Source organism: Microbulbifer sp. ABH2_005 (genome assembly GCF_056160005.1).
In genome coordinates, this window is the sequence record NZ_JBSWWI010000003.1 from 91,859 (window position 1) to 116,417 (window position 24,559).

Below are 24,559 nucleotides of genomic sequence, written 5' to 3' on the forward strand. Positions count from 1 at the left end.
TATGTCCGCACACGCTAGCAAAGAATTTGTACCGCTCAATATTGCGGTACTCACTGTATCCGATACCCGCAACGAGCAGACCGATACCTCTGGCCAGTACCTGGTGGAAGCCCTCAAAACTGCCGGCCATCAGCTCGCGGATAAGCGCATTACCCCGGACGATGTTTACCAGATGCGCGCGGTGGTCTCCGCCTGGATTGCCGATCCGAAAGTGCAGGTGGTATTGGTGACCGGTGGTACTGGTTTTACCGATCGCGATTCCACACCGGAGGCCCTGAGTCCGCTGTTCGATAAAACCGTCGACGGCTTCGGCGAGCTGTTCCGCCATATTTCCCTGGGGGATATCGGCAGCTCTACCGTGCAATCCCGCGCGCTCGCCGGCCTCGCGAATCGCACATTGATATGTTGTATGCCCGGTTCCACCGGAGCCTGTCGCACAGCTTGGGAAGGCATATTGCTGGAGCAGCTGGATGCCCGCCACAAGCCCTGCAACTTTATCCCCCATGTGCGCTTTGCCAGCGCACCCTGCGAGAGCCGGGGGTAATTTGTGAGCCAGTTAACCCACTTAAACCAGCGCGGCGAAGCCAGCATGGTGGATGTTACCGAGAAGGACATCACTGACCGCAGCGCCCTGGCCGAGAGCAGCATCTGTATGAGTGCAGAGGCTTTTGCATTGCTGAGCCAAGGGGCGCACAAAAAGGGTGACGTGCTTTCTGTAGCTCGTATCGCCGGCATCCAGGCCGCGAAGAAAACCTCGGATTTAATTCCCCTGTGCCATCCACTGGCGTTGACCAAGGTAGCGGTGGATTTCGAATTACAGCCGGAAAAACACAGTGTGCATATCACCGCTTTCTGCCGCCTGGCCGGGCGCACCGGGGTGGAAATGGAAGCGTTAACCGCAGCTTCGGTAGCGGCGCTGACTATTTACGATATGTGCAAAGCCGTGGACCCGGCGATGGAAATCGGCCCAACCCGGCTACTGCAAAAAACCGGCGGTAAGCGCGGCCACTGGCGCGGCGACACTGCGGACAAGGCGTAACAATTTCAGAGGTGTAAAGCGATGGTAAAGGTTCTGTTTTTCGCGCGTCTGCGCCAGCAATTGGGCATGGGCGAGACTACCCTGGAGGACTTTTCCGGCAGTCTCAGCGAGTTGCGCAAAACCCTATGTGAACAGCACCCGGATTGGAGCCCGCATCTGCAAAGAGACGATATTCGTATGGCCCTGAACCAGGAGCTGGCAGAAACCGGAGCCCAGGTGAAGGCTGGGGATGAAGTTGCATTTTTCCCGCCGGTTACCGGCGGCTAGTGGTGCCAATATGAAAGCCGTTGATCGTATTGAAGTCTGTGAAACGCCCCTCGACGTAGCGGCTGAATATACTGCGCTGCAAGGCAACAGTGGCGATGGTGCCTGCGCCCTGTTTGTGGGTTCGGTGCGGGACTTCAATGCCGGTAGTGATGTCTGCGGCCTGGCCCTGGAACACTATCCGGGCATGACTGAAAAAAGCCTGCAACGGATTATCAATGATGCCCGCGATCGCTGGTCCCTGGGGCGTGTGACTATCGTCCACCGTGTTGGCCCCATGCAGATCAACGATGAAATTGTTTTTGTCGGCGTCACCAGCCCCCACCGCCAAGCTGCCTTTGCTGCCTGCCAATACCTCATGGATCGCCTCAAAAGTGAGGCGCCTTTCTGGAAGCGCGAAGCGGTTACGGATGAGTCCGGTAAGCCTTCAGAGCGCTGGGTTGAAGCTCGGGCCAGCGATGCTGCGGAGATGGATAAGTGGTCCGCCGGCTGAGCCTGCTGCTATTCGCTTTACTGGTGGCCATCGCGCTGCCGGTTAATGCGGATAACTGCACCTTGCGGGTGGCGGTAGCGGCCAGCTTCCGCCCGGCACTGGAAGAGGTACTGCCGGAATTTGAGCGTCGCCATGCCTGTGTGGTGCAAATCAGCAGTGGCAGCTCCGGGGTGCTCTACCAACAAATAGCGCACCGCGCGCCCTTCGATTTATTCCTGTCTGCTGATCGCGAGCGACCTGAACTGTTGGAAAAGCAGGGTGGGGCACTGGGTAGCAGTCGTCAGACTTACGCCCTGGGTTTACTGGCTCTCTGGCACCCAAAATCGGAATCGAATATCGAGCAGTTACTGCAAACCTGGCCCGATAAAATTGTATTAGCCGATCCGAAAGTAGCGCCGTTCGGCAGTGCCGCACGGCAAGCGCTGCAAAGCCTGGATTTGTGGAAGAAAAAACAAACTCAATTGGCCCGGGCCCACAATGCAGGCCAAGCCTATTTAATGCTGGATTCCGGCAATGCGCAGCTGGGCTTTGTCGCCGCCAGCCAGATGCAAGCAGCCGGTCGCGATAACTACTGGCTGTTGCCGCAGCATTTGTATAAACCCATTGAGCAGCAGCTGCTGATTCCCACCCAGAGCCGTCGGCCGAAAGAGGCGCAGTCCCTCGCTGACTATTTGCGTTCAGGGGAAGTGCAGGCGCAACTGCACCACTTGGGTTACGGTGTTTTACCGGCTCAAGATCGAAGTAGAGATGGAGGGAGTGGCTTATGAATATCGCCGCTGCCGACTGGCAGGCCCTGTGGCTAACTTTAAAATTGGCCGGCTTAACTACCTTACTGCTGTTTATTATCGGCGTGCCCTTGGCCTGGAAGTTGAGCCAATGGCAGAGTCGCTGGCGCCATGGCATCGAGGTATTAATTACCCTGCCGCTGGTACTGCCACCCACGGTGTTGGGCTTTTATTTACTGCTTTTATTTTCTCCCAACTATGCCCCCGGGCAGTGGCTGTCACACATTTTTGATGGCCCCTTGGTGTTTTCCTTTACCGGCCTGGTGTTTGCGTCAGTGGTTTATTCCCTGCCGTTTATGGTGCAACCTCTGTTGGCCGCGTTTAATGCCAATGGCCAGCGCCTGACCCAGGCTGCCGCAGCACTGGGTATACCGCCCTGGGCGGCACTATTAAAAGTTCTTTTGCCGGCGAGTCGCGCCGCTATTGTGAGTGCCTGCGCGTTAACGTTTGCCCATACCCTGGGTGAGTTCGGGGTAGTGCTGATGATTGGTGGCGCGATTCCCGGTGAGACCCAGGTGGTTTCTATCGCTCTTTATCAGCATGTGGAGGCGATGGAATACGGTGCGGCGCACCGGCTGGCTTTGATGTTGATGGGGATTACTACGGTACTGCTACTCGCTGCCCGTTGGTTGGGACATAGGTTGGCTCCGCGTGGATTAAACAGTGAGCGCGCTAAACCGGTAATGGGGGTGCTGGGTTAATGGAAATCACCTTACGCCTATTCGGTACTGCGTCTACCACTTCTGATTCCACCGGATTGAGTGTTACAAGGCTGGTGACTTCGCTTAACGCTGCGGCTCCCTGGCAATTAGAGCTGCCTGCCTCTGGGATTTTTGGCCTTACCGGTTCCTCCGGCAGCGGCAAGAGCACATTACTGGCTGCTTTGGCTGGCCAGCGCCACTGCCGTGGCAATATCACTTTTGCCAATACGGTTTGGCAGCGCGGACGCCGCGCCCTGGCTGCCCACAAAAGAACGCTTTCTTTGGGCTTTCAGGACAGCCGCCTGTTTGCCGGCCAGTCGGTGGCAGATAACCTGGCACTGGCCCGCCGTTACAGCCGCAGGCCACTGCCCGAGGAAGAGTGTGGTCGGCTGCTAGAGGCTTTTGGTATTGAACCGCTGCTATATCAGCCGGTGGAGCTATTGTCTGGTGGAGAGGCCCAGCGTGTGGCTGTATTGCGCCAGCTTTTTAACAACGCGCCGCTGCAATTATTTGATGAGCCACTATCAGCGGTTGACCGTGCCCAGGTACTGCGGCGCCTATTGCCGACCCTACGGGATTTCTGGGCCCGATATCCGGCGCTGGTGATCTGGACCAGTCACGACTTTGATGAAATCCAGCTGTTAGCCCAGCGCTGTTTTTGGATGGATTCTGCCTATTTGTCCGCACCACTTCCTTTACCTGAAGTTGCCCAGCGCCTGGATAGCCACGACGTAGGGGATAGCTGTCGCAGCCGGATTGAAGCGCGAGTGGAATCCCTAAGTGATGGTCTGCTCACTTTGGATTTAGGAGGGACTTCCATCTTTGCGGATAGAGTGGCAGGCCATTATCGCAAAGGCGACACCGCCGCTTTTCTGCTGGAGGCTGGAGATATCAGCCTCAGTGTAGAGAAGCCGGGCTTGTCCAGTATCCTCAATTGCCTGCCGGTAACTTTAGTTGCTAAGCAGAGCCTTACCGACGGCCGCATGCGTTTACAGTTAGCCGCTGCTGATCAGGTGTTCTACGCAGATATTTCCCGTCTCTCCTGCGAGCGCCTAGAACTGCGTGAAGGCACTACCTACTTTGCCCAGTTTAAGGCCGGTAGTCTTGCTGGTTTGTAAGCCTCTTATTTCTCTTTGAATAATCTTGCACTGAAAACTTCTGCGGAATATGGAAGTTTAAAATGGCTGAGGGAAATGGCTGTAGAAAAAGGTATCGCTTCTCCACCAGTGCATCATAAAAAAGGGGAGGTAAAAACCTCCCCGAAGCAACGGTATCCCGTGAGTGAAACTGAATTAAGGGTTATAGAACTCCCCGTTTTTACGCAGGTAGAACCAGTAGTTAACCACCAGGCAAACCGCGTAGAAGATGGCAATGCCTGCCAGGGCGTATTCCGGGGTAGTGGCTTTGATCTGCTCGCCGAAGACCTTGGGAATATAGAAGGCGCCGTAGGCGGCAACTGCTGAGGTCCATCCCAATACCGGACCTGCCTGCTCTTTCGGGAACACCATGGCGATGGTGCGGAAGGTAGAACCATTGCCGATACCGGTAGCGGCGAACAGCACCAGGAACAGCAGGAAGAAGGGCAGGAAGAACTCTTCCGGCGTGGCTGATCCGTAGGCGGCCTTCATGTAGTAAGCCACACCCAGGGCACTAGCCACCATGATTGCAGCACAGATTTGGGTAACCAGGGCTCCGCCGATACGGTCGGAGATCCAACCACCTACCGGGCGAATCAGGGCGCCGATAAACGGACCCATCCAGGCGTACATCAGGGCGCTGGGGCCATTGTTGTTGATGGTATCGTGAGTCATAACCCCGTCCACCATCACGTGGCTGTACCCGAAGATCACTTTGATAGCCAGGGGGAAGGCCGCCGCGAAACCGATAAAGCTGCCGAAGGTCATGGTGTAAATCACACTCATTACCCAGGTGTGCTTGTTGTTGAAGATACGGTATTGGCGTTGCAGGCTAGTTCTGATCTCACCGGGCAGCAGTTTCAAACCGAACACGGTGGCAGTGATTACCAGCACCAGCACGATTTCCTTGGGCACGCCCCAGCCAGAACCATTAGCCGCTTCGGGAAGCAGCAGCCACAGACCTGTGATTGCGGTGAAGAGGCCGATTCCCAACATCATGGTCATCTTCATCATCGCGCCGATAGAGCTGCCCACATCCGGGGTGACTTCGTCGGTGCGCAGATTGTTCATGCCGAACCAGCCCACAAAGGCCAGCGGAATCAGGAACAGCAACCATACGAAACCGGCATTTTGAATCCACGCTTCAGAACCGGCCGGTATCTTGCCAATCAGGGAGCCAGAGCTGCTCACCAAAGTCATGGGATCGCCGCCAGCAGCGCCGAAGGCACCGAAAGTCATAAACAGCGGTACCAGGATCTGCATGGTGGTAACACCGAAGTTACCCAGGCCTGCATTCAGGCCAAGCGCCAACCCCTGCTTTTCCTTGGGAAAAAAGAAACTGATATTGGACATGGAAGAGGCGAAGTTACCACCGCCGATACCAGACAGCAGCGCCAGCAATTGGAATACCCACAGTGGAGTCTCCTTGCTCTGCAGGGCGATACCGGTGCCGAGTGCGGGGATCATCAACAGGGCTGTGGTAAATACAATGGTGTTGCGCCCACCGAACAATCGAATAAAGAAACTACTGGGTATTCGCAGGGTAGCGCCGGTGAGGCCGGCGATGGCCATTAGGGTAAACAGATCGGCTTTGGCAATGGGGAAGCCAAGGTTGAGCATTTGAACGGTAATAATGCCCCAGTAGAGCCACACGGCGAAGCCGCACAGCAAACTGGGAATGGATATCCACAAATTCCGGTTTGCGATTTTCTTGCCCTTGGACTGCCAGAATTTGCTGTCCTCCGGGGCCCACTCGTAGATGTCAGACACGGCGGCCACTCCTCCTCGAAATGATTCGTACAGCCACTATGGGCCGGGGTTTGAGCCTACTCAATTACCAACAGGAAGTAACCCTTTTGCCCTGGAGTAATAGCTACCTCTTAGGGGGTAAGCGCCGAGATGGGACGCTATGGTAAAGTCACTGTACAGATTTAAACCAATTTTCAAATTGAAGCGGGGCTCTCTATGATTTCTTCTGCTACGGTAATGATGGTCGATGACCACCCGCTATTTCGCAAAGGTCTTAAACAATTATTTGCAATGGAGCCCGGCCTGGAGCTGGTGGCCGAGGCCAGTAGTGGAGAGGAAGCGCTGGTGCTGGCCAAGCAACATGAGCCGGACCTTATTCTGTTGGACCTGAATATGCGCGGTATGGATGGGCTGGATACACTGCGTGCAATGCGCGCTGCAGATGTTTCCTCGCGTATCGTGATACTCACCGTTTCTGATAATAATGCCGACGTGGTGTCTTGTATCCGCGCCGGTGCCGATGGCTATCTGCTCAAGGATATGGAGCCCGAGGATATTCTTGAACAAGTCATTCTGGCTACTCATGGCAAGCTTGCAATTAGCCAGCGCCTCACAGAAATTCTCGCCTCGGCACTGCGCAAACCGGATAACTCCGGAGCGGATATCCTCTCCTCTCTCACAAGCCGTGAATACCAGATACTGCAATTGATCGCCGATGGGCTGAGTAACAAGTTAATTGCTCGCGAATTAGATATTAGTGATGCAACAGTGAAGGTGCACGTTAAACACTTATTGAAGAAATTGGGGATGCGCTCCCGTGTGGAAGCCGCTGTGTGGATGGTCAATCAAAGACGCCCTGATTTCCAGGATCGAAACCACTGATCACTCTGCCCCAATCGCAAAGGACTGAAGTAAGAGAAATTCTCTATGCCCACTATCGACTGCTGTAGCCAACCGGGTCTGATGCCCATAGAAAGTGCCCGTGAAAAACTTCTCGAAGCACTGAGTCCAATCAGTGGCACTGAGAATTTGCCCCTGGCACAAGCCGCCGGTCGAGTATTGGCTGAGGATGTTTTCTCCACCGTTAACCTACCGCCCTGCGACAACTCTGCGATGGACGGTTACGCCTTGCGCTTTGAAGATTTGGCCAGTGGCTTGCCGCTAGAGCTGATCGGCAAATCCTTTGCCGGAGCACCTTTTGACGGTGTGGTGAACCCGGGCACTTGCGTGCGCATTATGACGGGAGCCGCAGTACCCGCCGGTGCAGATACGGTGGTGATGCAGGAAAATGTCGATGCCCAGGAAGAGTCGATACGTATAAACGGTGAAGTTCGCCCTGGAGATCATATTCGCCGCTGCGGTGAAGATGTTGCCGAAGGGGCTAGCCTCCTTAAGGCCGGAGAGCGTATTAGCGTTCCCCATATCGCCCTGCTCGCCGCTGCCGGTGTTGGCACAGTGACAGTAGTGCGCAAACCAGTCATTGCCCTTTTCTCTACTGGCGATGAACTGCGTCAGCCCGGCGAAGCCCTAGGTAAAGGCGATATCTACGATAGCAACCGCATCGCCCTACTGGCCGCTCTCGATCAGTTGGATCTGGAAATTTTGGACTTGGGTATTTTGCCCGATAACAAACAGGCCATCACCAATGCCTTGCAACGCGCTTCCCAAGAGGCCGATGCCATTATTACCTCTGGTGGAGTCTCCGTTGGCGAAGCGGATTACACCCGTGAAGTATTGGAAGAATTGGGAGAGATTGGCTTCTGGAAAGTAGCGATGAAGCCAGGCAAACCTTTTGCCTTTGGTTTCTTACAGGGAACCCCTTTCTTTGGCCTACCCGGCAATCCGGTTTCCGCTTTGGTTACTTTTTACCAGCTGGCCGTGCCGGCCCTGAGTGTGATGAAAGGCGATCAGTGGACTGGCCCGCAGACCTTACAGGCAAAATTGTTAAAACCGCTAAAGAAAAAGCCTGGTCGTACTGATTTCCAACGGGGCGTTTATCGCACTGATGAAAATGGGACCTTGGTGGTGGAGCCGGTTGGCACCCAAGGGAGCCATATTCTTACCGGCCTGGCTTCTGCTAATTGCTTTATTGTTTTGGCGCGGGATAGCGGCAGTGTAGAGTCTGGGGAGAAAGTGGTGATTGAGCCATTGGGGGTGCCGTTGGGGTAGGGCTGCTAATAGACTTTTGTGGCTGGCCGCAGTCGATATTTGTCTATCTAAGAAAGTTTGTCTGAAGCTGATGTAATCAGAGAGGATTAGCTTCGCCCTTTGGGCTCGCTGCTCTCCGGCAGCTTTGCTGCCTCCGAGTCGAACCTGAGTTCGAACGAAACCTGGGAGTGAGCCATATACAAGAAAGCCCGCATAAGCGGGGAGTGTACGAGAGGATGAGCTTCGCCCTTTGGGCTCGCTGCTCTGCGGCAGCTTTGCTGCCTCCGAGTCGAACCTGAGTTCGAACGAAACCTGGGAGTGAGCCATATACAAGAAAGTCCGCTTATGCGGGGAGTGTGCGAGAGGATGAGCTTCGCCCTTTGGGCTCGCTGCTCTGCGGCAGCTTCGCTGCCTCCGAGTCGAACCTGAGTTCGAACGAAGCCTGGGAGTGAGCCATATACAAGAAAGCCCGCATAAGCGGGTGGTGTGCGTGAGGATTAGCTTCGCCCTTTGGGCTCGCTGCTCTACGGCAGCTTTGCTGCCTCCGAGTCGAACCTGAGTTCGAACGAAGCCTGGGAGTGAGCCATATACAAAGAAGCCCGCATAAGCGGGCTTCTTTGTATATGGCCCGCCCGAGAGGATTCGAACCTCTGACCTTCGCCTCCGGAGGGCGACGCTCTATCCAGCTGAGCTACGGGCGGTTTTGGCTATCTGTGCCAATGGGAGGCGGATTATACAGAAGGGTGGGGGCGGGTGAAAGGACTTATGGCGCTTCTACACAGGCTTTGGCAGGGGGCGGCACAGTGCTTATAATGCGCGGCGTGGAAGTTTGCGGCAGTAAATCGATAGTCTACGGGCCAACTCACTTCGGCCCTTTGGGGGAATAGCATGAAGAGCATTTTGGGTATTGTGGCGGCACTGGCCGTCAGTGCGGCTGCGGCAGTGGCCCAGTCTGTTGATCAGGACATTGAACAGCGTATCGCTCCAGCGGGTGAGACCTGTATGAAGGGCGAGGAGTGTGCGGCAGCAGTAGCGGCTGCCCCGGAAGCTGCCAGTGGCGGTGCCCGCAGTGGTGAAGATATCTACAACAAGAGCTGTACTACCTGTCACGCGGCCGGTATAGCGGGTGCGCCTAAGTTTGGTGATGCCGCTGCCTGGGCACCGCGTATCGCCAAGGGCATGGACACTCTTTACACCAATGCCATCAATGGTATCAATGCCATGCCGCCTAAGGGCCTGTGTATGGATTGCAGCGATGATGAAGTGAAGGCTGCGGTTGATTATATGGTGGATAACAGTAAGTAAGCTGTGTACTCGCTATAGACAAGGCCGCTTATTAAGCGGCCTTTTTTGTTTCTCTCCTAAGCAAAACTCACCTTCCTCTAATCGGCTTTTTTCTTGCGATAATTTCCAGCTAACACCTGGACCTTCAAATAAGCTCACCGAATGTCGTAAAAAGTCAAATGATATAACTTGTCTTTAGTGATTATAAGAAAATTCAATGTCAGATAAGCTGCAACAGTAACTGTAATAAACCGTAATTAGGCATTTAATCCCTACTAACGTAATAACTCTGTATTATCCGCGCCTGCCTGTAAGTTAGATGTATACAACAACTCAAGGAAATTACGCATGAAGCTGGGGAAACTCTTCTCTTTTGCTGCTCTATCGTTTGTATTGGCTGCTTGTAGCGGCGGGGGTGGTAGTGGGGGCGATAGCAGTAATGACGGATTGCCGGAAACGTCTGGTGGATCGCCAGAAGCGCCTGGAGGAAGTGGTTCACAACAAGCCCAGCTCATTGTTCAAGGTTTAATTGGAGAAAATATTGACGGCGTTGCTTCAGTGGAAGTCAAGGTAGGCGATATTGATTACGATGCAATCGTTGATGGGAAAATTTTCTCTGCAGAAATCAAAAATGCAGCTTCTGATGAATTAATCAGTGTAGTTGTCCGTTATCCCGCCACCGAAGAGCGTAAAGAAGTTGTCTTAAAATCTTATGTGGGAAATTATTCACAGATCGAGGAACTAGAGAATGAAGGCTCTGTTTCTGTTTCTGAATTGCCAACACTTTATGTTAATGCCTTGTCTACCGCTTCGGCTGCTTTTTTGGAAAAAGTGAATGAAGGTGATATCACTACATCTAATGAGTTATTAAGTGCTTCACAGGTTTTACCGCAGGAAATATTGTTAGAGAGTGCTGTTGGGCTTCGTTATATTGTTAGTGGTGGTGAGTCGCCGTTATTTTCTCATGAAAATACTTATGACTTTATTCGGGATTATCCCGTGGCTGCAAAAGTAGCTTTAGAGTTGAAAAATATATCTTCTTCGGGTATTAAAAAATATGAGCAGATTTTTGATCAGCTTGTAAGTAATAAAGAACAGGTTTTATCCGTTGAAAATTACTCTGGAGAGGATTTGATATTTGTCGCAATGAATCCCACAGTAGCACGTATATATGGATTTGCTATGAATTTATCCGGGGAAGGGTCGGGTACTGGGTATTTCGCTGATAGTGATTATTCAGACCAGTTAAATAATTCTGTGAGTTATGAAAGAAAAGACAATTTGATAACTTTGGAAATGTCTGGCTCGGATCGAGTGAATTTTTATTTAAGTGAATGCTGGGGAGAAAGTGGAAACTCTGGAGCCAGGCTGAATAGTGTTCGGTTGAAAAAATATTACGATGCTGCATTTTATTCAGCCTATAAAGTTGATTATGATTATTCTTGTCAACAGTTAGGCGGAGATGAAGTGTCCGCTGATTCCTTTGTGGTGAGTAGTTTTTCCCAAGTGAATACCCAGAGGACAGGAAGTTTAGAAGAGATATCTTCAGATGCGTTTTCTATCTCAGGTTTCAGAGATAGATCAAATGACGATAACCTTTCAACGCCCCGTTTCTGGGAGCCGTCCATTATTGATCCAAATACAAAGGGTACAATTAACCAAAGATTTGATTATAGATCTGGCTATGTAGATGATGGAATACTGTCATTTAATGATGCTGGGAATATGGTTATCGAAAGTAATCGAGGAAGTAAAGTCGAATATTATACTTTTGGTGCCGATGGTGTAGCTATGCGAACTTTGGGTGTATTACGTCGAGATGATGGTTCTATAGTTTCGGTTGGAGGCCACTATGCTACGCCGGTTGTGCGCGGTACGAAGATGCCTGTCGGTTCAGATATTTTTAATTACGGTGGAATCTTTGATTTATTTGATCCGGAATTTCCCAATTATTATGACCAATTTGGGTTTCGGTACTATGAGGATGGTAGTGGTTATCAAGTGTATAAAGGGCTAGAATACATAACTGAGGCTGAGTGGGCTCGTTTTGGTTGGTCTGATAAAGAAAATTTTCGAGAACAAAGATACTTTGTAGACTCTGTTACTCGTGAAAAATATAGTAGTTGTCCTGAAGGTAACATGAATTGTGTTGAGTGGCGTTATCGAGAAGTCGAGCCACTATTTTTTGATGGTACCTTTTATTATCTTCGTGTTTATCAGGAAATTGATAATTGTAAATTGAATGGGAGAGGCTCTTGTGTTGATGCCTCCGGTTATATTGATCGCTGGAAGGTATCGGCAATACAATAATTTGTTAACGCTTCTAGCTGTTAAAGTGAAATGGAAGGTTTAGAGGAATTTATACGAGTGTATGTAAGATATTGGTGGCAATATAAAATAGAGTTTTCTAGCCAGCTGATTATCTGAAGTAAAAAGGCCGCTTATTAAGTGGCCTTTTTGTGGAGTTGATTGAGTGGTCTAATTCCCCTAATCAAACATACTCAACAAAGACCCCAAAGTTTCCTCTCCCTTCGCCTGATTCTGCTCCGGCGTCGCCTTACCAAATCCTTCCAACAACACATCTTCTTCTGGTAATTCGTCAATAAAGCGGCTGGGCGTGGTGTCCTGGGTTTCGCCGAACTGTTTGCGCTTGCCCGCCAGGGTCATGGTTAGGGTGCGCTGGGCACGAGTGATACCCACGTAGGTGAGGCGGCGCTCCTCTTCGATGTTGTCGTCTTCAATACTGTTGCGGTGGGGAAGTAAATTCTCTTCCATACCGATCATAAACACGTGGGGGAATTCCAGGCCCTTGGCGGCGTGCAGGGTCATAAGGCTGACCTTATCGGTGGCTTCCTCTTCTTCCTGGCGCTCGAGCATATCCCGCAGGATCAGTTTGGAGATCGCCTGCTCCAGGCGGATATCCTGCTCCAGCTCATCGTCGGTGCCCTCCATAATCTTGTTAAGGCTTTCCAGCAGCCAGAACACATTCTCCATGCGCTTCTCGGCCACCTTCTCACTGCTGGCATTTTGCGAGAGCCAGCCGGCGTAGTCGATATCTTCCAGCATTTCACGCAAGGCGCCATTGGCGGTGGTATCGCGGCAGTTGCGCTGCACCCCTTCGAGCCATAGGGCAAAGCGATTTAGGCGTTCGTAGCCCTGCTCGTTGATATGCTCCTTAAAGCCCAGTTCCGAGCAGGCTTTGAACATGGAGATCTCGCGGCCCTTGGCGTAGTTGCCCAGGGCTTCCAGGCTGCTGGTGCCAATTTGGCGGCGCGGAGTATTGATAATGCGCAGGAACGCGTTGTCATCATCCGGATTCACCAACAGGCGCAGGTAGGCCATCACGTCCTTGATTTCAGCGCGGGCGAAGAAGGAAGTACCGCCCGACATCTGGTAGGGAACCTGGTGTTCTTGCAACTTCATTTCGATAAGGCGCGCTTGGTGGTTGCCGCGATAGAGCACGGCAAAATCCATAAACTTGCAGCCGCGACGGCTCTTCTGCAGAAATATCTCGTTGGCGACCCGCTCCGCTTCCTCATTTTCATTGGCCACCTTGAGCACGCGGATCTCCTCACCCAGGCCGCGATCGGACCACAATGCTTTGTCGAATTCGTGAGGATTGTGGGCGATCAGGTGGTTGGCCACTTTGAGGATGCGGCTGGTGGAGCGGTAGTTCTGCTCCAGTTTGATCAGGCGCAGATTGGGGAAGTCGGTCTTCAGCGCACTCATATTCTCCGGACGCGCGCCGCGCCAGGCGTAGATAGACTGGTCATCGTCTCCCACCACTGTGAGGCCGCCGCGCCCGCCCACTAGCAGCTTCACCAGCAGGTACTGGGAGTTGTTGGTGTCCTGATATTCGTCCACCAGCAGGTAGCGAATCTTTTTGCGCCAGCGTTGCAGCAACTCCGGGTCTTTGTCGAACAACTGTACCGGCAGCAGGATCAGGTCGTCGAAGTCGACGGCATTGTAGGCCTTGAGGGCTTCACAGTAGCGATCGTAGGCAACCGCGATGGCCTGCTCACCGGGGCTCTGTGCCTGCTCCAGGGCACGGCGCGGGGTGAGCATATCGTTCTTCCAATTGGAGATCTGGTTCTGTACCCGATCCAACAGGTCAGTATCCAGGTCGCCATCTCTGAGCATCAGCTCCTTGATCAGGGCGCGGGCGTCTTCCGCATCGAAGATGGAGAAACCGGGCTTAAAGCCGGCGGCGCGGTATTCCTTACGCAGGATATTCAGCCCAAGGTTGTGAAAGGTGGATACGGTGAGGCCGTGACTCGCTTTGGAGCGCTTGCCATCCGGGCCCGCCAGCAGTTTGCTGACCCGCTCTTTCATCTCCCGTGCCGCCTTGTTGGTGAAGGTGAGGGCAGCGATATTGCGCGCGGCATAACCACACTGCTCGATCAGGTAGGCGATCTTGCGGGTGATTACGCTGGTCTTGCCAGAGCCGGCACCAGCCAGTACCAGGCAGGGGCCATCGACATACTTCACGGCTTCGGATTGGCGGGGATTGAGCTGGGTCATAGATGGGGCTGCATCTTCGCGTCGCGGAAAAGCGGGAGATTCTAGCAGTCTTGGCTCGAATCATCCCAGTACCAGTGCGAACCACCGGCCACACGTATACTTTGCCCTTGGGATTGGCTATAACTGCGCCTTATTCCCTGCTTGTGTAACCCCATGCAACAACCCATCGCCGGCTACCACCTGGATGAAGAGGATCACTGGGTGGCGGAGCTCGCCTGTGGTCATTTCCAACATGTACGCCACAATCCCCCCTGGACCAACCGGCCCTGGGTAATCACTGAGCAAGGGCGCGAGTCCATGCTGGGATTCCAGCTCAATTGCAAGAAATGCGATGAGGGTGCACCGCCCGATACGCTCGAAAAGGTTGTATAGCCATGACAAAACTCTGGGTCGATGCCGACGCTTGCCCGGTCGCCATCAAGGAAATCTTGTTTCGCGCTGCTGAGCGCACAGCCACAGAACTAACGCTGGTGGCCAACCAAGCGGTACGGGTGCCGCCGTCGCGCTATATTCGCTCCGTGCAAGTGACAGCGGGTTTTGATGTGGCGGATAACGAGATAGTACAGCGCTGCGAGGCGGGGGACCTGATTATCACCAGCGATATCCCCCTGGCAGCAGAGGTGATCGACAAGGGTGCTGAAGCCCTTAATCCCCGTGGGGAACGCTATACCAAGGCCAATATCCGCGCGCGTCTGAATATGCGGGACTTTATGGATACCCTGCGCTCCAGCGGCGTGCATACCGGCGGACCACCGGCCCTTAGCCAGGCGGACCGCAAAGCTTTTGCCGATCAGTTAGATAGATGGCTGGCAAAGAGTCGCAAGTAACTTTAAGGAGAATTGCCGTGGATAATTCGAGACTGAAGCCAATGGAAGAGTGGCAATTCCCAACATTGATGTCCTGGCTACCTAATAGGGAGCAGTGCCAACAGTGGGGGGGGCCTGATTTCAGGTTTCCGTTCGAGGGGAAGTCCTTCTTGGAGGATTGTCGTTGGCCGGAGTTGCCCAGCTACGCGCTTCAGGATAGCAGCGGTGACGTGCTGGCTTTTGGGCAGTATTACCAACACCTGGGCCGCTGCCACCTAAGTCGCTTGATTGTCTCGCCTAATCATCGCGGAGCCGGATTAGGGCGTGCGCTGGTAGTACAGCTTGCGCAAACAGGAGCCAGAGCCCTGGATGCAATCGAGTGCTCTTTATTTGTCCTGCGTACTAATCTAGCGGCACGGACTCTCTACCAGAAATTGGGCTTTGAGGAAGCGGCTTATCCAGGGCAGCGAAAATGGTTGGATCAGTGCGATTTTATGGTCGCACCGTCTAAAGGTTTTCAGCAGAAACAAAATATTGAATAGCGAATATTCCATGCCTGAATTAATACAACCCATGACCGAACGCTTACAGCTGCGCCAGTGGCGAGAGGAAGATAAGCCTGTATTCGCCGAAATGAATGTCGACCCAAGGGTGATGGAGTTCTTCCCCTCATTGCTGACGCGACAGCAGAGTGACGCCGGTGTCGATCGCAGTATTGCGCATATTGAGAAGTACGGCTGGGGCTTTTGGGCCTTGGAGCTAAGAGAGACCAAAGAGTTTCTCGGATTTGTCGGCATGAAAAATGTGACTGAAGATTTGCCCTTCGCACCGGCAGTAGAGATTGGCTGGCGCTTGGCCTTCCCTTATTGGGGGAAGGGCTATGCCAGTGAAGCTGCAAAAGCATCTTTGGATGTAGCTTTTAATACCTTGAATCTCAGTGAGGTCGTTTCTTTTACACCGTTACAGAACCTTCGCTCCCAGCGGGTGATGGAGCGGCTGGGTATGCGGCGGGATTCTCTTGTCTTTGAACATCCGCAGGTTCCAACCGAAAGCCCTTTGTTAAAACATTGTTTATATCGTATCAATGCTGATGAATGGTCTAGAGAGCATTCGATCAAATAATTTATCTACTTTGGGTACTCTTTGGCTAAAAAAGAGGCCCCCTGATTAGTTTCGTATTCTTTTGTGGCCTCAAGGTTCTTCCTGCGCAGCTTACTATGTGGCCCATATTCTGTATTGTGACGTCTTGAAAGGCTTACACATTCCTGCGAAGCGACCCCTTGATCACGAACCATTCTTAATGCCAGGAGCATTATGAATATTTAGTGATCCCCTGGTAAATTTTTCCCACAATCCGATGTTCCGTAGGGTGAGTATTTTCTACTGGAAAGGAATACATACACCTATAGAACGGTTTGCATTTCTTTGGTCACCTTAGAGCTTTATGAAAACAGGAAAAATTTGTCGAGTTTAAATTATTCATTTTTTAGCCAGATGGACTTTCATTACTTCAAAATGGTCTTAAGGGTTAGGTATTACCAGACATTTTCTTAGCACGTAGCTACCGAGACAATGGCCAGATTGATTCAGCCTGACTCAAAGCGACTAGTCCTTCGTCAATGGCGAGAAGAGGATCGGGGTGATTTTGCTAATTTAAATGCAGATAGTCGGGTTATGCGGTTCTTTCCCTGCACTCTGAACCGAATTAAAAGTAATAAGCTACTAAATGCTCTTAAGGAACATATCGATGAATACGGGTGGGGGTACTGGGCGGTGGAGTTGAAAGAGAATGGACAATTCATTGGTTACGCTGGTATTAAACACGCTTCGGCGGAGCTGCCTTTCTCACCAAGTGTGGTACTTGGTTGCCGACTCAGCAGGAATTTCTGGGGGCGGGGGTATGCCAGTGAAGCGGCAAAGGCTGCCTTTGCAATAGCATTCGAGCGATTAAACCTCAATGAAATACTGGGATGTACCGCATTACAAAACCTTCCTTCGCAAAGAATGATGCATGGCCTGGGTATGAGTCGAGACCCTTCAATCTTTGACCATCCACTGGTACCGGAAAACAGCCCCCTGCGGCCTCACTGTTTGTATCGGCTATCGTTTGATGCTTGGTGGGATCAGAGAGACAGAAAACTCTCTCAAGCGGTTTAACTATACTCAAACGGTTTAATTATAAAGGTATAGATAGTCTTTCCACTACTTAATGGAACCTATTTGAGGGGCTTGCGTCTTAAACAGGACTCTCAATAAGCATAAGAAATAAAAGCAAATGGAGGTGTTTTAAGGTGAGTCTATATCGATTAAAGGTAATAAAAATTGTTCTTATAAATATTCTGCTGGTATACAGTTTTCCGATCGCACATGCGGATTTCATAAAAAACACGAGTAAACGTCAGGATAACTCAACCATTTACTGGTCTCTAGAATTTCCCGCCCACAGTGATCCTCGCGGTCTGTTACTGATCGCTCAAGGCTCAGGTTGTCTTCCTGCCATTAAGAATAAGACGGTGCAACAAGTTAAGACGATTGCCCCAAGTTTTGCCGTGTTACTGATAGAGAAATATGGGGTGACCCATGCGGATGGACCCAATGACCAATTTACAGATTGCTCTCGGGCCTATGTGGCGAACCATACCGTTGAGCAGCGCACCCGGGATGTTGTGCAAATTGTTGATGAGTTAAAAGGTTCTGACTGGTGGAATGGCAAGCTGGTACTCTTTGGTGGCTCAGAGGGTGGTGATGTAGTTGCCCGTTTGGCCTCCAGGTTAAACCCAGATGCGGCTGTAGTTTTCTCAAGTGGGCTTGGGCAATCTTTTGCGGAAGTACTCAAGTCCTTGGTTCCTCCTCACGTAGCGAAAGAAGTCGATGCCAAGCTCGCTTACGCACGGGCGAACCCTGAAAGTGTAGAAGTCTGGGGGGGGAACTCTATGCGCTGGTGGGCCGATGTTGTCGATCGGATACCAGTCAATGACTTATTAGATAGCCATGCCCCTGTCTTATTGATTCAGGGTACAGAAGATAAGTCATCTCCTGTTAGTTCCGGCCGCGCAGCACGTGATGCTTATGCAAGCGCGGGGCGTTGTGAATTAACTTATTGGGAGTATCCCGGTTACGATCACTATATGACAGATACAAATGGTGTGAATCACCGAGGAGAGGTTTTTGAGCGAATTGCTGGATGGATAAAAAATACTGTAATTGATGGAGCTCCGGGATGTATGTCAGATACAAAGAAAATAGAGATCAATCGATGAATATAAGAATCAAACTAGCCGCCGTAGTAATGACAGTTTGCGCCAGCGCTACTATGGCAGAAAATTTCTCCGTATTGCCGCAACTGGAAAACTACAAAGTGCCAGAATCCTGGCGCCAGCCAGTAGCGCCTCTTAAAATAGCAGATAATACCTGGCAAATAGGTACAGAGGGAATTACCTCACTGTTATTAAAAGGCAAAGAGGGATCGATTCTAATTGACGGTGGTATGGAGCAGACTGCTGAACATTTATTGGAGAATATGCGGAGATTGGGAGTCGCCCCCACGGATCTCAAATTAATCTTACACAGTCAGGCTCATGCAGACCACGTAGGTTCCTTAGCCGAGCTAAAACGCGTGACTGGTGCACAGGTAGTAACCAATGCCGAGTCGGCTGTGTTGATGGCTCGCGGTGGTGCTAATGATATTCACTTTGCCGATGAACTTTTATATCCGCCAATAAAGGCAGATCGTATTCTGCATGATGGCGAGCAAGTGGTTCTAGGGGATTTGCGTCTACGCGTACATTTTATCCCAGGCCATACGCCGGGTAGTATGGCCTGGACCTGGGAAGACAAAGTTGAAGGTAAAGCTACAGACATCGCTTATGTGGATAGCCTTACAGCGCCGGGTTATCAACTGATTGATAATAGCCGCTACCCTAATATCGTAGAGGACTTCCGCAGAAGCTTTGCCCGTGTACGCGATTTACCTTGTGATTTACTCATTACGCCTCACCCGGCTGCAAGTGGGTGGGTATTTCAGGATACTATTACCAGAAAAGTGAGAGTGAGCTGTAAAGGATATTCCGATGCAGCTTCGGAAAAATTTGAACAACAACAACGTGAATAGTTAGAAATAATGATTTTTTCGTTGTAAAAATTTGAATTATCTAAGATAAATTAATTCGAGTTGTTCTGATATAAAGAGAGTTAGCAGTTAATAATGTTTAAAGTAAAATTGTTTGAAGGTGTTTCAGAAAATTTTATTAGTCGTTTTTTATATGGGGTGTTTTTAATTATTCTTTCTCAGAAAGCTTTTGGTGAAACTACATATGCCGTGGTGGGGGGTAAGTGGTTTGATGGGGAGGATTTTAAGCAAGCGACTTGGTTTGTTGACGAGAATGGCTCTCTGACTAAGACCAAGCCAGAAAAGGTCGATTATACCTTTGATGTCAGTGGAAAGTATGTAGTGCCGCCTTATGCTGAAGGACATAATCACAATCTGCAAAACCCTTGGGGTATCAAGAATTTTGGGCCTCTGCAGATTAAATCTGGAGTTTTTTACAGCGTGCAGATGTGCAGCTTTGGTGAGGAGATCAAGGCGCAGTTCAACAGCAGGGATACCATGGATGTCTTGTTTGCTTCAGACTGCATAACAGCTTCCGATGGTCATCCCCTAGGGTTGATCTTAAATGGAAAAAAAGAAGTCACCGATGATGAGTTAAAAAGCGCCCGGGAAATGGTACTGGTGGTAGATAGTAAAGAGGATCTCGACCAAATTTGGGAGAAAGTTAAAGCCAATTACCCCTCTTTTATTAAAATTATACTTGTAGGCAGTGAAAAATTTGAGGAGCGCCATGGTGATCCGAAATACCTTGGTATCAATGGTCTCAATCCAAAATTAGTGCCTAAGTTAGTCGAGCGTGCCCATCAATCGGGAATTCCAGTGGTGGCCCACGTGGATACTGCCCACGATGCAGAAGTAGCTATTAAGGCTGGTGTCGATGTTTTGGGTCATTTGCCCGGATATAGAATTGCCAGAAACGAAGGCTTCGATATTCAGGACTATGTTTTGAGCGATACTGCTATAGCTTTAGCTTCTGAGCAGGGTACAAAGTTGATTGCAACAGCTAGTGTGCCCACTGGACACAAATACTCAGAAGGTGAATTGAGCGAGATACAGAAGATTCAGAGAGATAATCTTACCCGTTTACGTAATGCTGGCGTATCTTTATTAATGGGGAGTGATAATTTTTCCGGTACGGTACTTCGTGAAATGCGCTACTTGGACTCTTTAGATATTGCACCGAGGGAAGTATTACTTAAATCCTTGACCATGGATACTCCGAAATGGATGTTTCCGGGGCGAGATTTAGGCACCTTTGCCGAAGGTGCTGAGGGTAGCTTCTTAGTGTTGGAGGGCAACCCTTTAGAGGATTTAGGTTTTCTTGATAAGATTTACATTGGTGTGAAGCAGGGAAAAATGTTAGTCAATAATTCCAATTAATGGTAGGTAGTAGATTTTATTCGAACATAATATTTTTTTGGTTCTAGATTTGTTAAAAAATACCCAGTTTGATTGCCAAGCTGGGATATATTTTCTCCATTTTAATATGCCCCTTTGTTTTAATTTATTTCTAACAAGCGATGTACCTTTGGCACAAGATAGAAATACATTAGTGGGACCAGAATGGCGGTCATTATTAAAGCCTTTAAACCAATTGCAATTTGCAATTCCAGTGCCTGCATCCCCAGAAGTAATAGAGTAACAATGGGGTAAACCAATGCCCAGATACACAGGGCGTGTACTATCGGTCCCTTCATTTGTTCAATTCCTCCATAAATTTAGAAATTGTCTTAAAATACCCAGGCAAAATTTTCTGTAAAAATTGTTTTCCACTCTTGGTGAGTGCCACACATTTTGCCCTACCATCGCTGGAATCTGCTTCTATAGCGATAAGCTCATCTTCCACCATGCTTTTCAAGGTGCGGGTCATTACCGGCCGGGAAACATCAATTCGTTCTGCAATTTCTGAAGCTAGTAAACTGTCTCTTTGAGGCTCCCGGTCGATAACGATCATCACTAAGAAACGCAGCTGGGAGGTTCCGTGCTCAGTAAAATAGCTCTCCAGCTCTCGTAAAAGCAGGCTTGCATCCCGCATCATGGTAAGTGCGCTTTGAACGGCACCGGGATCTTTTATGGAAAATCGTTTGGCATATCCTTCAACCATTTGTTGCGAGGGAAGATCTTTGAGGAAAAACATTAGGCCAGTCTCTTGAGCTTATTGATCTCCACCGGCTCTTTTAGCCACTCTTTATAGGCTTCGAATATCGGGGCGATATAGGGCATGGTGTAATGCTTTTCTAAGTCTTCCTGGCTGCGCCACTCCTCGTATAAAAATAGGCATTCCCCATCCTCGTGCACTGCGAACTGGAGGCAGCCCTCCTCTTCGAGGGTATTTGGCACTATGGATAAGATGGCCTGTTTGGCTTGCGCAAAGAATTCTGTCTTGGGGAAAATTTTGGCAATAATGAATAGGTGATTATTCATAAGGTTAATTCAGCGGCGTATATTATATTTATCATGATAACTATAATTTTTGGCCTGTCAAATACCAGTGCAATACACAGTTGATGGCGTTTTAGCAATGAGAGTCCACTCAGGTGGTAAATTCGAGATTTAGAAGGCGTAAAGAGCTTTTAATGTGTTTGAACACTTGCCTGGCGCCTGTCTAGATTCCGGTAAGCCAACGCTTCGGCAATTTGTGCCGTACCAATTCTTTCCTGTTTGGCTAGGTCCGCCAGCGTGCGGGCGACTTTAAGCACTCGATGATAGCTGCGTGCAGAAAGCCCAAGTTTTTCTACTGACTGCCGCAGTAGCAGTTTTTCGCTATCTCCCAGTGCGCAGTGGTTTTCCAGCGGCGCCCCTTTTAACAGACTGTTGATCGTCCCTTGCCGCTGTAACTGCTGTTGGCGGGCGTTACAGACTCGCTCACGTACACTTTCAGATGACTCACCGGGAGGAGAGTCCTGCAGTTGCACCGCGCTCATTGCCCCCACTTCCACCTGCATATCAATACGGTCCAACAGCGGTCCGGACAGCTTGTTGCGGTAGCGGTCTATCTGGTCCGGGGTGCAGCGGCAGCGCGGTTCCCCCAGATAACCACAGGGGCAGGGATTCATCGCGGCCACCAATTGGAAGTGGGCGGGGAAGGTGACTTGCGCTCTGGCGCGGGAAATGCGCACCTCGCCATTCTCCAGCGGTTCGCGCAGTATCTCCAAAGCATGGCGGGGAAACTCCGGCATTTCATCTAGAAATAAGACGCCGCGGTGAGCTAGGGAAATTTCTCCTGGTCGTGGGGTGCTGCCGCCGCCGACAAGGGCGGTCGGGGAGGCGCTATGGTGCGGTGCGCGGAATGGCCTGTGAGTTTGGTGAGGTAAACCGGCACTGGAGTAAACGGCGGCGACTTCTATAGATTCACGGCTGGTAAGAGGCGGCAATATGCCTGGCAGGCGGCTGGCCAGCATGGTCTTGCCTGTACCCGGTGGTCCGTAGAACAGTAGGTTGTGGCCTCCGGCTGCAGCGACTTCCAATGCGCGCCTCGCTTTGAGCTGGCCGCGAACATCGGCGAGGTCCGCAGCCTGAGTAATCACTTGCTCCGTTCGCACTTCCCCGCGTGGTAGTTTCTCCCTGCCGTGCAGTTCTGCACACACCCCAAGTAGTGAGTTTGCGCTAGCGATTTCGCTACCGGCCAGGGCAGCTTCGCTACTATTTTCGTTGGGTACTATCAATAGACGCTCGGCGGCGGCACTGGCGATAGCTGCTGGGAGTGCGCCGCTGACTTGGCGTATTCCGCCGGTAAGGGCGAGCTCTCCGATAAATTCGTAGCTTTCCAGAGGCTCAATGGGAACTTGGCCAGAGGCAGCGAGTATGCCGATAGCGATAGCGAGGTCGTAGCGCCCGCCCTCTTTGGGTAGATCGGCGGGGGCCAGATTAACGGTGATACGCCGCTGAGGGAATTCAAAATGACTGTTGATCAGGGCACTGCGCACCCGGTCACGGCTTTCGCGTACGGCGGCTTCGGGCAGGCCGACGATATGGAAGGCGGGGAGCCCGTTGGCCAAGTGGGTCTCAACGGTGACCAGTGGGGCGTTAACACCCAACTGCGCGCGGGTGTAAGTAACTGACAGGCTCACATTTTCATCCTTGATGCGGCGGCTTGTGGGGGAAACTAGTCCTCCGGTTTGCGTTCTCTCTGTGCGAGGGCCTGCTCCAGCATTTCCACCTTATCTTCCAGGCGGGCCAGTTTTTCCCTGGTGCGTCTCAGTATCTCCACTTGGGTATCGAACTCGCGTTGGGAGACCAGCGGCAATTTATCCAGTGAAACCTCCAGGGCACTGCGCAGGTCATTAGTGACTACTGTGCCCTGCTGTTGCAGTTCTTTTAAGAGTTGTTGCAGTTTGTCCGCAGCCACGGGCAACTCCTTACTGTTTAAAACTTATCTATTGGCACAGGATTGTAACTCACACCCTATAGCCACAAAAGCTGACTCTTTGTGCACTATTCTGAACTCTGCCTCTGCAAGATTCCCCATTTCTGTGCGCGCGATGACAAACAGTTCCATCTTGGTGCGCGAGACTTTACGGGCTCTTTGTTCGTATTTATTCCGGTTGTCTGATTTTCCGTTAACTTATTGATTTTATTGAATATTGCTGTATTGGCATCAAGTCTGCAGTGAAAGGGTAGGTGTGCCATTTACGATCACTGGGAGTCTGGGAAAGTAGCGGTTCACAAGACGCAAGAGACCCTCTGTCATACCCGACAGTGCAGGACCGATTGCAGGCGGCGCCATTACAGCTCTTGAAATACAGCCTACAGAAATTTAGGAGAAATAAAGTGGAAGTTAAAAAGCATAAAATTGCCACTATTTTCGCTGGCGCTTTACTGGCGTTGGGCACTGCCAATCTATCGAATGCTGAAGAAAATACCTCCTCCAGTGGCTCCCAGGAAGAGGGCATCAGTTTTAGCGCCAACCTGGGTATGGTTTCAGATTATCGTTTCCGGGGTATCTCACAAAAGGATAGAAATCCCGCAATTCAGGGTGGTCTAGATCTGGATTTTGGCAACGGTTTCTATGTCGGCACCTGGGCCTCACAGGTGGACTTTGATTATAAAGTTGATGAGACCGATTACGAGCAGGATTTTTACGGCGGTTTCTCCGCGGATATCAATGACTCTATTAGTTACGACGTTGGCTATATCTATTACGCCTATCACGGCAGTGACCAAGATGAAGATTACTGGGAAGTTTATAGCAACCTCAGCATTAAAGATCTGACCCTAGGATTTACGTACTCACCCGATTATTGGGCGCAGAGCGATGAATTTTATTACACCTTTGCGGAATACAGTTTCTCACTGCCCGCAGAGCTGAGTCTGGATTTACATGTTGGTTACAATATTTTCAAGGAAGATGAGTTTCTTTATGAGGAAGATAACTATATCGATTACTCCGCAACGCTCAGTAGAGATTTCGGTGGGTTGAACTTGAGTGCTGCATATGTTGGAACTAATTTGAGCAAAAAAGAGTGCTTTGATTATGACTGGTGTGAACCCTCGCTGGTAGTTGGCGCTACCTACACTTGGTAATC

At 50.8% G+C, this 24,559-nt stretch carries 27 protein-coding genes and 1 tRNA gene; 20 read left to right on the forward strand and 8 right to left on the reverse strand.

What is annotated here, in order from left to right; translation table 11 throughout:
• The first annotated feature begins 1 nt into the window (after window position 1).
• Genes moaB through ACXAFI_RS19340 form a run of 7 tightly spaced genes read left to right on the forward strand, consistent with a single transcriptional unit; the run spans window position 2 to window position 4,400 of the window.
• On the forward strand, window positions 2-544 hold the full coding sequence (moaB, locus tag ACXAFI_RS19310) for a molybdenum cofactor biosynthesis protein B (RefSeq protein ID WP_108731355.1): 543 nt from the start codon (window positions 2-4) through the stop codon (window positions 542-544).
• A gap of 3 nt (window positions 545-547) precedes the next feature.
• On the forward strand, window positions 548-1,039 hold the full coding sequence (gene moaC, locus ACXAFI_RS19315; RefSeq protein WP_475110081.1) for a cyclic pyranopterin monophosphate synthase MoaC: 492 nt from the start codon (window positions 548-550) through the stop codon (window positions 1,037-1,039).
• A gap of 21 nt (window positions 1,040-1,060) precedes the next feature.
• Window positions 1,061-1,306, forward strand: a complete 246-nt coding sequence (moaD, locus tag ACXAFI_RS19320; protein ID WP_282951930.1) for a molybdopterin converting factor subunit 1 — start codon at window positions 1,061-1,063, stop codon at window positions 1,304-1,306.
• A gap of 10 nt (window positions 1,307-1,316) precedes the next feature.
• The gene (moaE, locus tag ACXAFI_RS19325; RefSeq protein ID WP_475110166.1) at window positions 1,317-1,796 is read left to right on the forward strand and encodes a molybdopterin synthase catalytic subunit MoaE; all 480 of its coding nucleotides are present in this window, start codon (window positions 1,317-1,319) and stop codon (window positions 1,794-1,796) included.
• Window positions 1,781-2,563 carry a molybdate ABC transporter substrate-binding protein gene (gene modA, locus ACXAFI_RS19330; protein WP_475110082.1) on the forward strand — a complete coding sequence of 261 codons (783 nt, stop codon included), beginning with the start codon at window positions 1,781-1,783 and terminating at the stop codon, window positions 2,561-2,563. The genes moaE and modA overlap by 16 nt, the downstream gene beginning before the upstream one ends.
• The gene (modB, locus tag ACXAFI_RS19335) at window positions 2,560-3,282 is read left to right on the forward strand and encodes a molybdate ABC transporter permease subunit (RefSeq protein WP_475110083.1); all 723 of its coding nucleotides are present in this window, start codon (window positions 2,560-2,562) and stop codon (window positions 3,280-3,282) included. Before modA ends, modB begins: the two co-directional genes overlap by 4 nt.
• Entirely contained in the window at window positions 3,282-4,400 is a 1,119-nt protein-coding gene (locus ACXAFI_RS19340) for an ATP-binding cassette domain-containing protein (protein ID WP_475110084.1), read from the forward strand. The genes modB and ACXAFI_RS19340 overlap by 1 nt, the downstream gene beginning before the upstream one ends.
• Window positions 4,401-4,574: 174 nt before the next feature.
• On the opposite strand, the gene ACXAFI_RS19345 is transcribed toward ACXAFI_RS19340, so the two are convergent.
• Window positions 4,575-6,188 (reverse strand): MFS transporter, encoded by a 1,614-nt coding sequence (locus ACXAFI_RS19345; protein WP_444891602.1) that lies wholly within the window; start codon window positions 6,186-6,188, stop codon window positions 4,575-4,577.
• A gap of 195 nt (window positions 6,189-6,383) precedes the next feature.
• On the opposite strand from ACXAFI_RS19345, the gene narL reads away from it, so the two are divergent.
• Entirely contained in the window at window positions 6,384-7,049 is a 666-nt protein-coding gene (narL, locus tag ACXAFI_RS19350) for a two-component system response regulator NarL (protein WP_252084129.1), read from the forward strand.
• 45 nt (window positions 7,050-7,094) lie between these two features.
• Window positions 7,095-8,336 (forward strand): molybdopterin molybdotransferase MoeA, encoded by a 1,242-nt coding sequence (gene moeA, locus ACXAFI_RS19355; RefSeq protein ID WP_475110085.1) that lies wholly within the window; start codon window positions 7,095-7,097, stop codon window positions 8,334-8,336.
• 603 nt (window positions 8,337-8,939) lie between these two features.
• Here moeA and ACXAFI_RS19360 read toward each other — a convergent pair.
• Window positions 8,940-9,016 (reverse strand) — tRNA-Arg (locus tag ACXAFI_RS19360).
• Window positions 9,017-9,203: 187 nt separating this feature from the next.
• Here ACXAFI_RS19360 and ACXAFI_RS19365 point away from each other — a divergent pair.
• Window positions 9,204-9,620: a c-type cytochrome gene (locus tag ACXAFI_RS19365; RefSeq protein ID WP_444887752.1), complete on the forward strand. Its 417-nt coding sequence runs from the start codon at window positions 9,204-9,206 to the stop codon at window positions 9,618-9,620.
• Window positions 9,621-9,947: 327 nt separating this feature from the next.
• Window positions 9,948-11,909: a hypothetical protein gene (locus ACXAFI_RS19370; protein WP_475110086.1), complete on the forward strand. Its 1,962-nt coding sequence runs from the start codon at window positions 9,948-9,950 to the stop codon at window positions 11,907-11,909.
• A 177-nt stretch (window positions 11,910-12,086) separates the two neighbouring features.
• Here the strand turns inward: ACXAFI_RS19370 and rep are convergent, their stop codons facing one another.
• Window positions 12,087-14,120 (reverse strand): DNA helicase Rep, encoded by a 2,034-nt coding sequence (gene rep, locus ACXAFI_RS19375; protein WP_152450560.1) that lies wholly within the window; start codon window positions 14,118-14,120, stop codon window positions 12,087-12,089.
• Window positions 14,121-14,273: 153 nt separating this feature from the next.
• Here rep and ACXAFI_RS19380 point away from each other — a divergent pair, with 153 nt between their 5' ends.
• From ACXAFI_RS19380 to ACXAFI_RS19415, 8 genes are all read left to right on the forward strand, one after another.
• Complete coding sequence (locus ACXAFI_RS19380; RefSeq protein ID WP_152450563.1) at window positions 14,274-14,492, forward strand: DUF3565 domain-containing protein; 219 nt, start codon at window positions 14,274-14,276, stop codon at window positions 14,490-14,492.
• Window positions 14,493-14,494: 2 nt separating this feature from the next.
• Complete coding sequence (locus ACXAFI_RS19385) at window positions 14,495-14,947, forward strand: YaiI/YqxD family protein (protein WP_152450565.1); 453 nt, start codon at window positions 14,495-14,497, stop codon at window positions 14,945-14,947.
• A 17-nt stretch (window positions 14,948-14,964) separates the two neighbouring features.
• On the forward strand, window positions 14,965-15,468 hold the full coding sequence (locus tag ACXAFI_RS19390; RefSeq protein ID WP_475110087.1) for a GNAT family N-acetyltransferase: 504 nt from the start codon (window positions 14,965-14,967) through the stop codon (window positions 15,466-15,468).
• A 10-nt stretch (window positions 15,469-15,478) separates the two neighbouring features.
• Window positions 15,479-16,048, forward strand: coding sequence for a GNAT family N-acetyltransferase (locus tag ACXAFI_RS19395; protein ID WP_475110088.1), 570 nt, complete (start codon window positions 15,479-15,481; stop codon window positions 16,046-16,048).
• Window positions 16,049-16,498: 450 nt separating this feature from the next.
• Complete coding sequence (locus ACXAFI_RS19400) at window positions 16,499-17,083, forward strand: GNAT family N-acetyltransferase (RefSeq protein ID WP_475110089.1); 585 nt, start codon at window positions 16,499-16,501, stop codon at window positions 17,081-17,083.
• A gap of 134 nt (window positions 17,084-17,217) precedes the next feature.
• Window positions 17,218-18,186 (forward strand): alpha/beta hydrolase, encoded by a 969-nt coding sequence (locus ACXAFI_RS19405; protein ID WP_475110090.1) that lies wholly within the window; start codon window positions 17,218-17,220, stop codon window positions 18,184-18,186.
• 2 nt (window positions 18,187-18,188) lie between these two features.
• On the forward strand, window positions 18,189-19,037 hold the full coding sequence (gene bla, locus ACXAFI_RS19410; RefSeq protein WP_475110167.1) for a subclass B3 metallo-beta-lactamase: 849 nt from the start codon (window positions 18,189-18,191) through the stop codon (window positions 19,035-19,037).
• Window positions 19,038-19,130: 93 nt separating this feature from the next.
• The gene (locus ACXAFI_RS19415; RefSeq protein ID WP_475110091.1) at window positions 19,131-20,414 is read left to right on the forward strand and encodes an amidohydrolase family protein; all 1,284 of its coding nucleotides are present in this window, start codon (window positions 19,131-19,133) and stop codon (window positions 20,412-20,414) included.
• A 119-nt stretch (window positions 20,415-20,533) separates the two neighbouring features.
• Here ACXAFI_RS19415 and ACXAFI_RS19420 read toward each other — a convergent pair whose 3' ends face one another.
• From ACXAFI_RS19420 to ACXAFI_RS19440, 5 genes are all read right to left on the reverse strand, one after another.
• On the reverse strand, window positions 20,534-20,731 hold the full coding sequence (locus tag ACXAFI_RS19420; RefSeq protein ID WP_475110092.1) for a hypothetical protein: 198 nt from the start codon (window positions 20,729-20,731) through the stop codon (window positions 20,534-20,536).
• A complete protein-coding gene (locus tag ACXAFI_RS19425) occupies window positions 20,728-21,171 on the reverse strand; it encodes a MarR family winged helix-turn-helix transcriptional regulator (protein WP_475110093.1) in 444 nt (147 codons plus the stop codon). Before ACXAFI_RS19425 ends, ACXAFI_RS19420 begins: the two co-directional genes overlap by 4 nt.
• On the reverse strand, window positions 21,171-21,458 hold the full coding sequence (locus tag ACXAFI_RS19430) for a putative quinol monooxygenase (protein WP_475110094.1): 288 nt from the start codon (window positions 21,456-21,458) through the stop codon (window positions 21,171-21,173). Before ACXAFI_RS19430 ends, ACXAFI_RS19425 begins: the two co-directional genes overlap by 1 nt.
• Before the next feature lie 149 nt (window positions 21,459-21,607).
• Window positions 21,608-23,104, reverse strand: a complete 1,497-nt coding sequence (locus tag ACXAFI_RS19435; protein ID WP_475110095.1) for a YifB family Mg chelatase-like AAA ATPase — start codon at window positions 23,102-23,104, stop codon at window positions 21,608-21,610.
• A gap of 35 nt (window positions 23,105-23,139) precedes the next feature.
• The gene (locus ACXAFI_RS19440) at window positions 23,140-23,382 is read right to left on the reverse strand and encodes an accessory factor UbiK family protein (RefSeq protein WP_475110096.1); all 243 of its coding nucleotides are present in this window, start codon (window positions 23,380-23,382) and stop codon (window positions 23,140-23,142) included.
• Between the two features lie 422 nt (window positions 23,383-23,804).
• Here ACXAFI_RS19440 and ACXAFI_RS19445 point away from each other — a divergent pair, with 422 nt between their 5' ends.
• The gene (locus ACXAFI_RS19445) at window positions 23,805-24,557 is read left to right on the forward strand and encodes a TorF family putative porin (protein ID WP_475110097.1); all 753 of its coding nucleotides are present in this window, start codon (window positions 23,805-23,807) and stop codon (window positions 24,555-24,557) included.
• Window positions 24,558-24,559 lie beyond the last annotated feature (2 nt).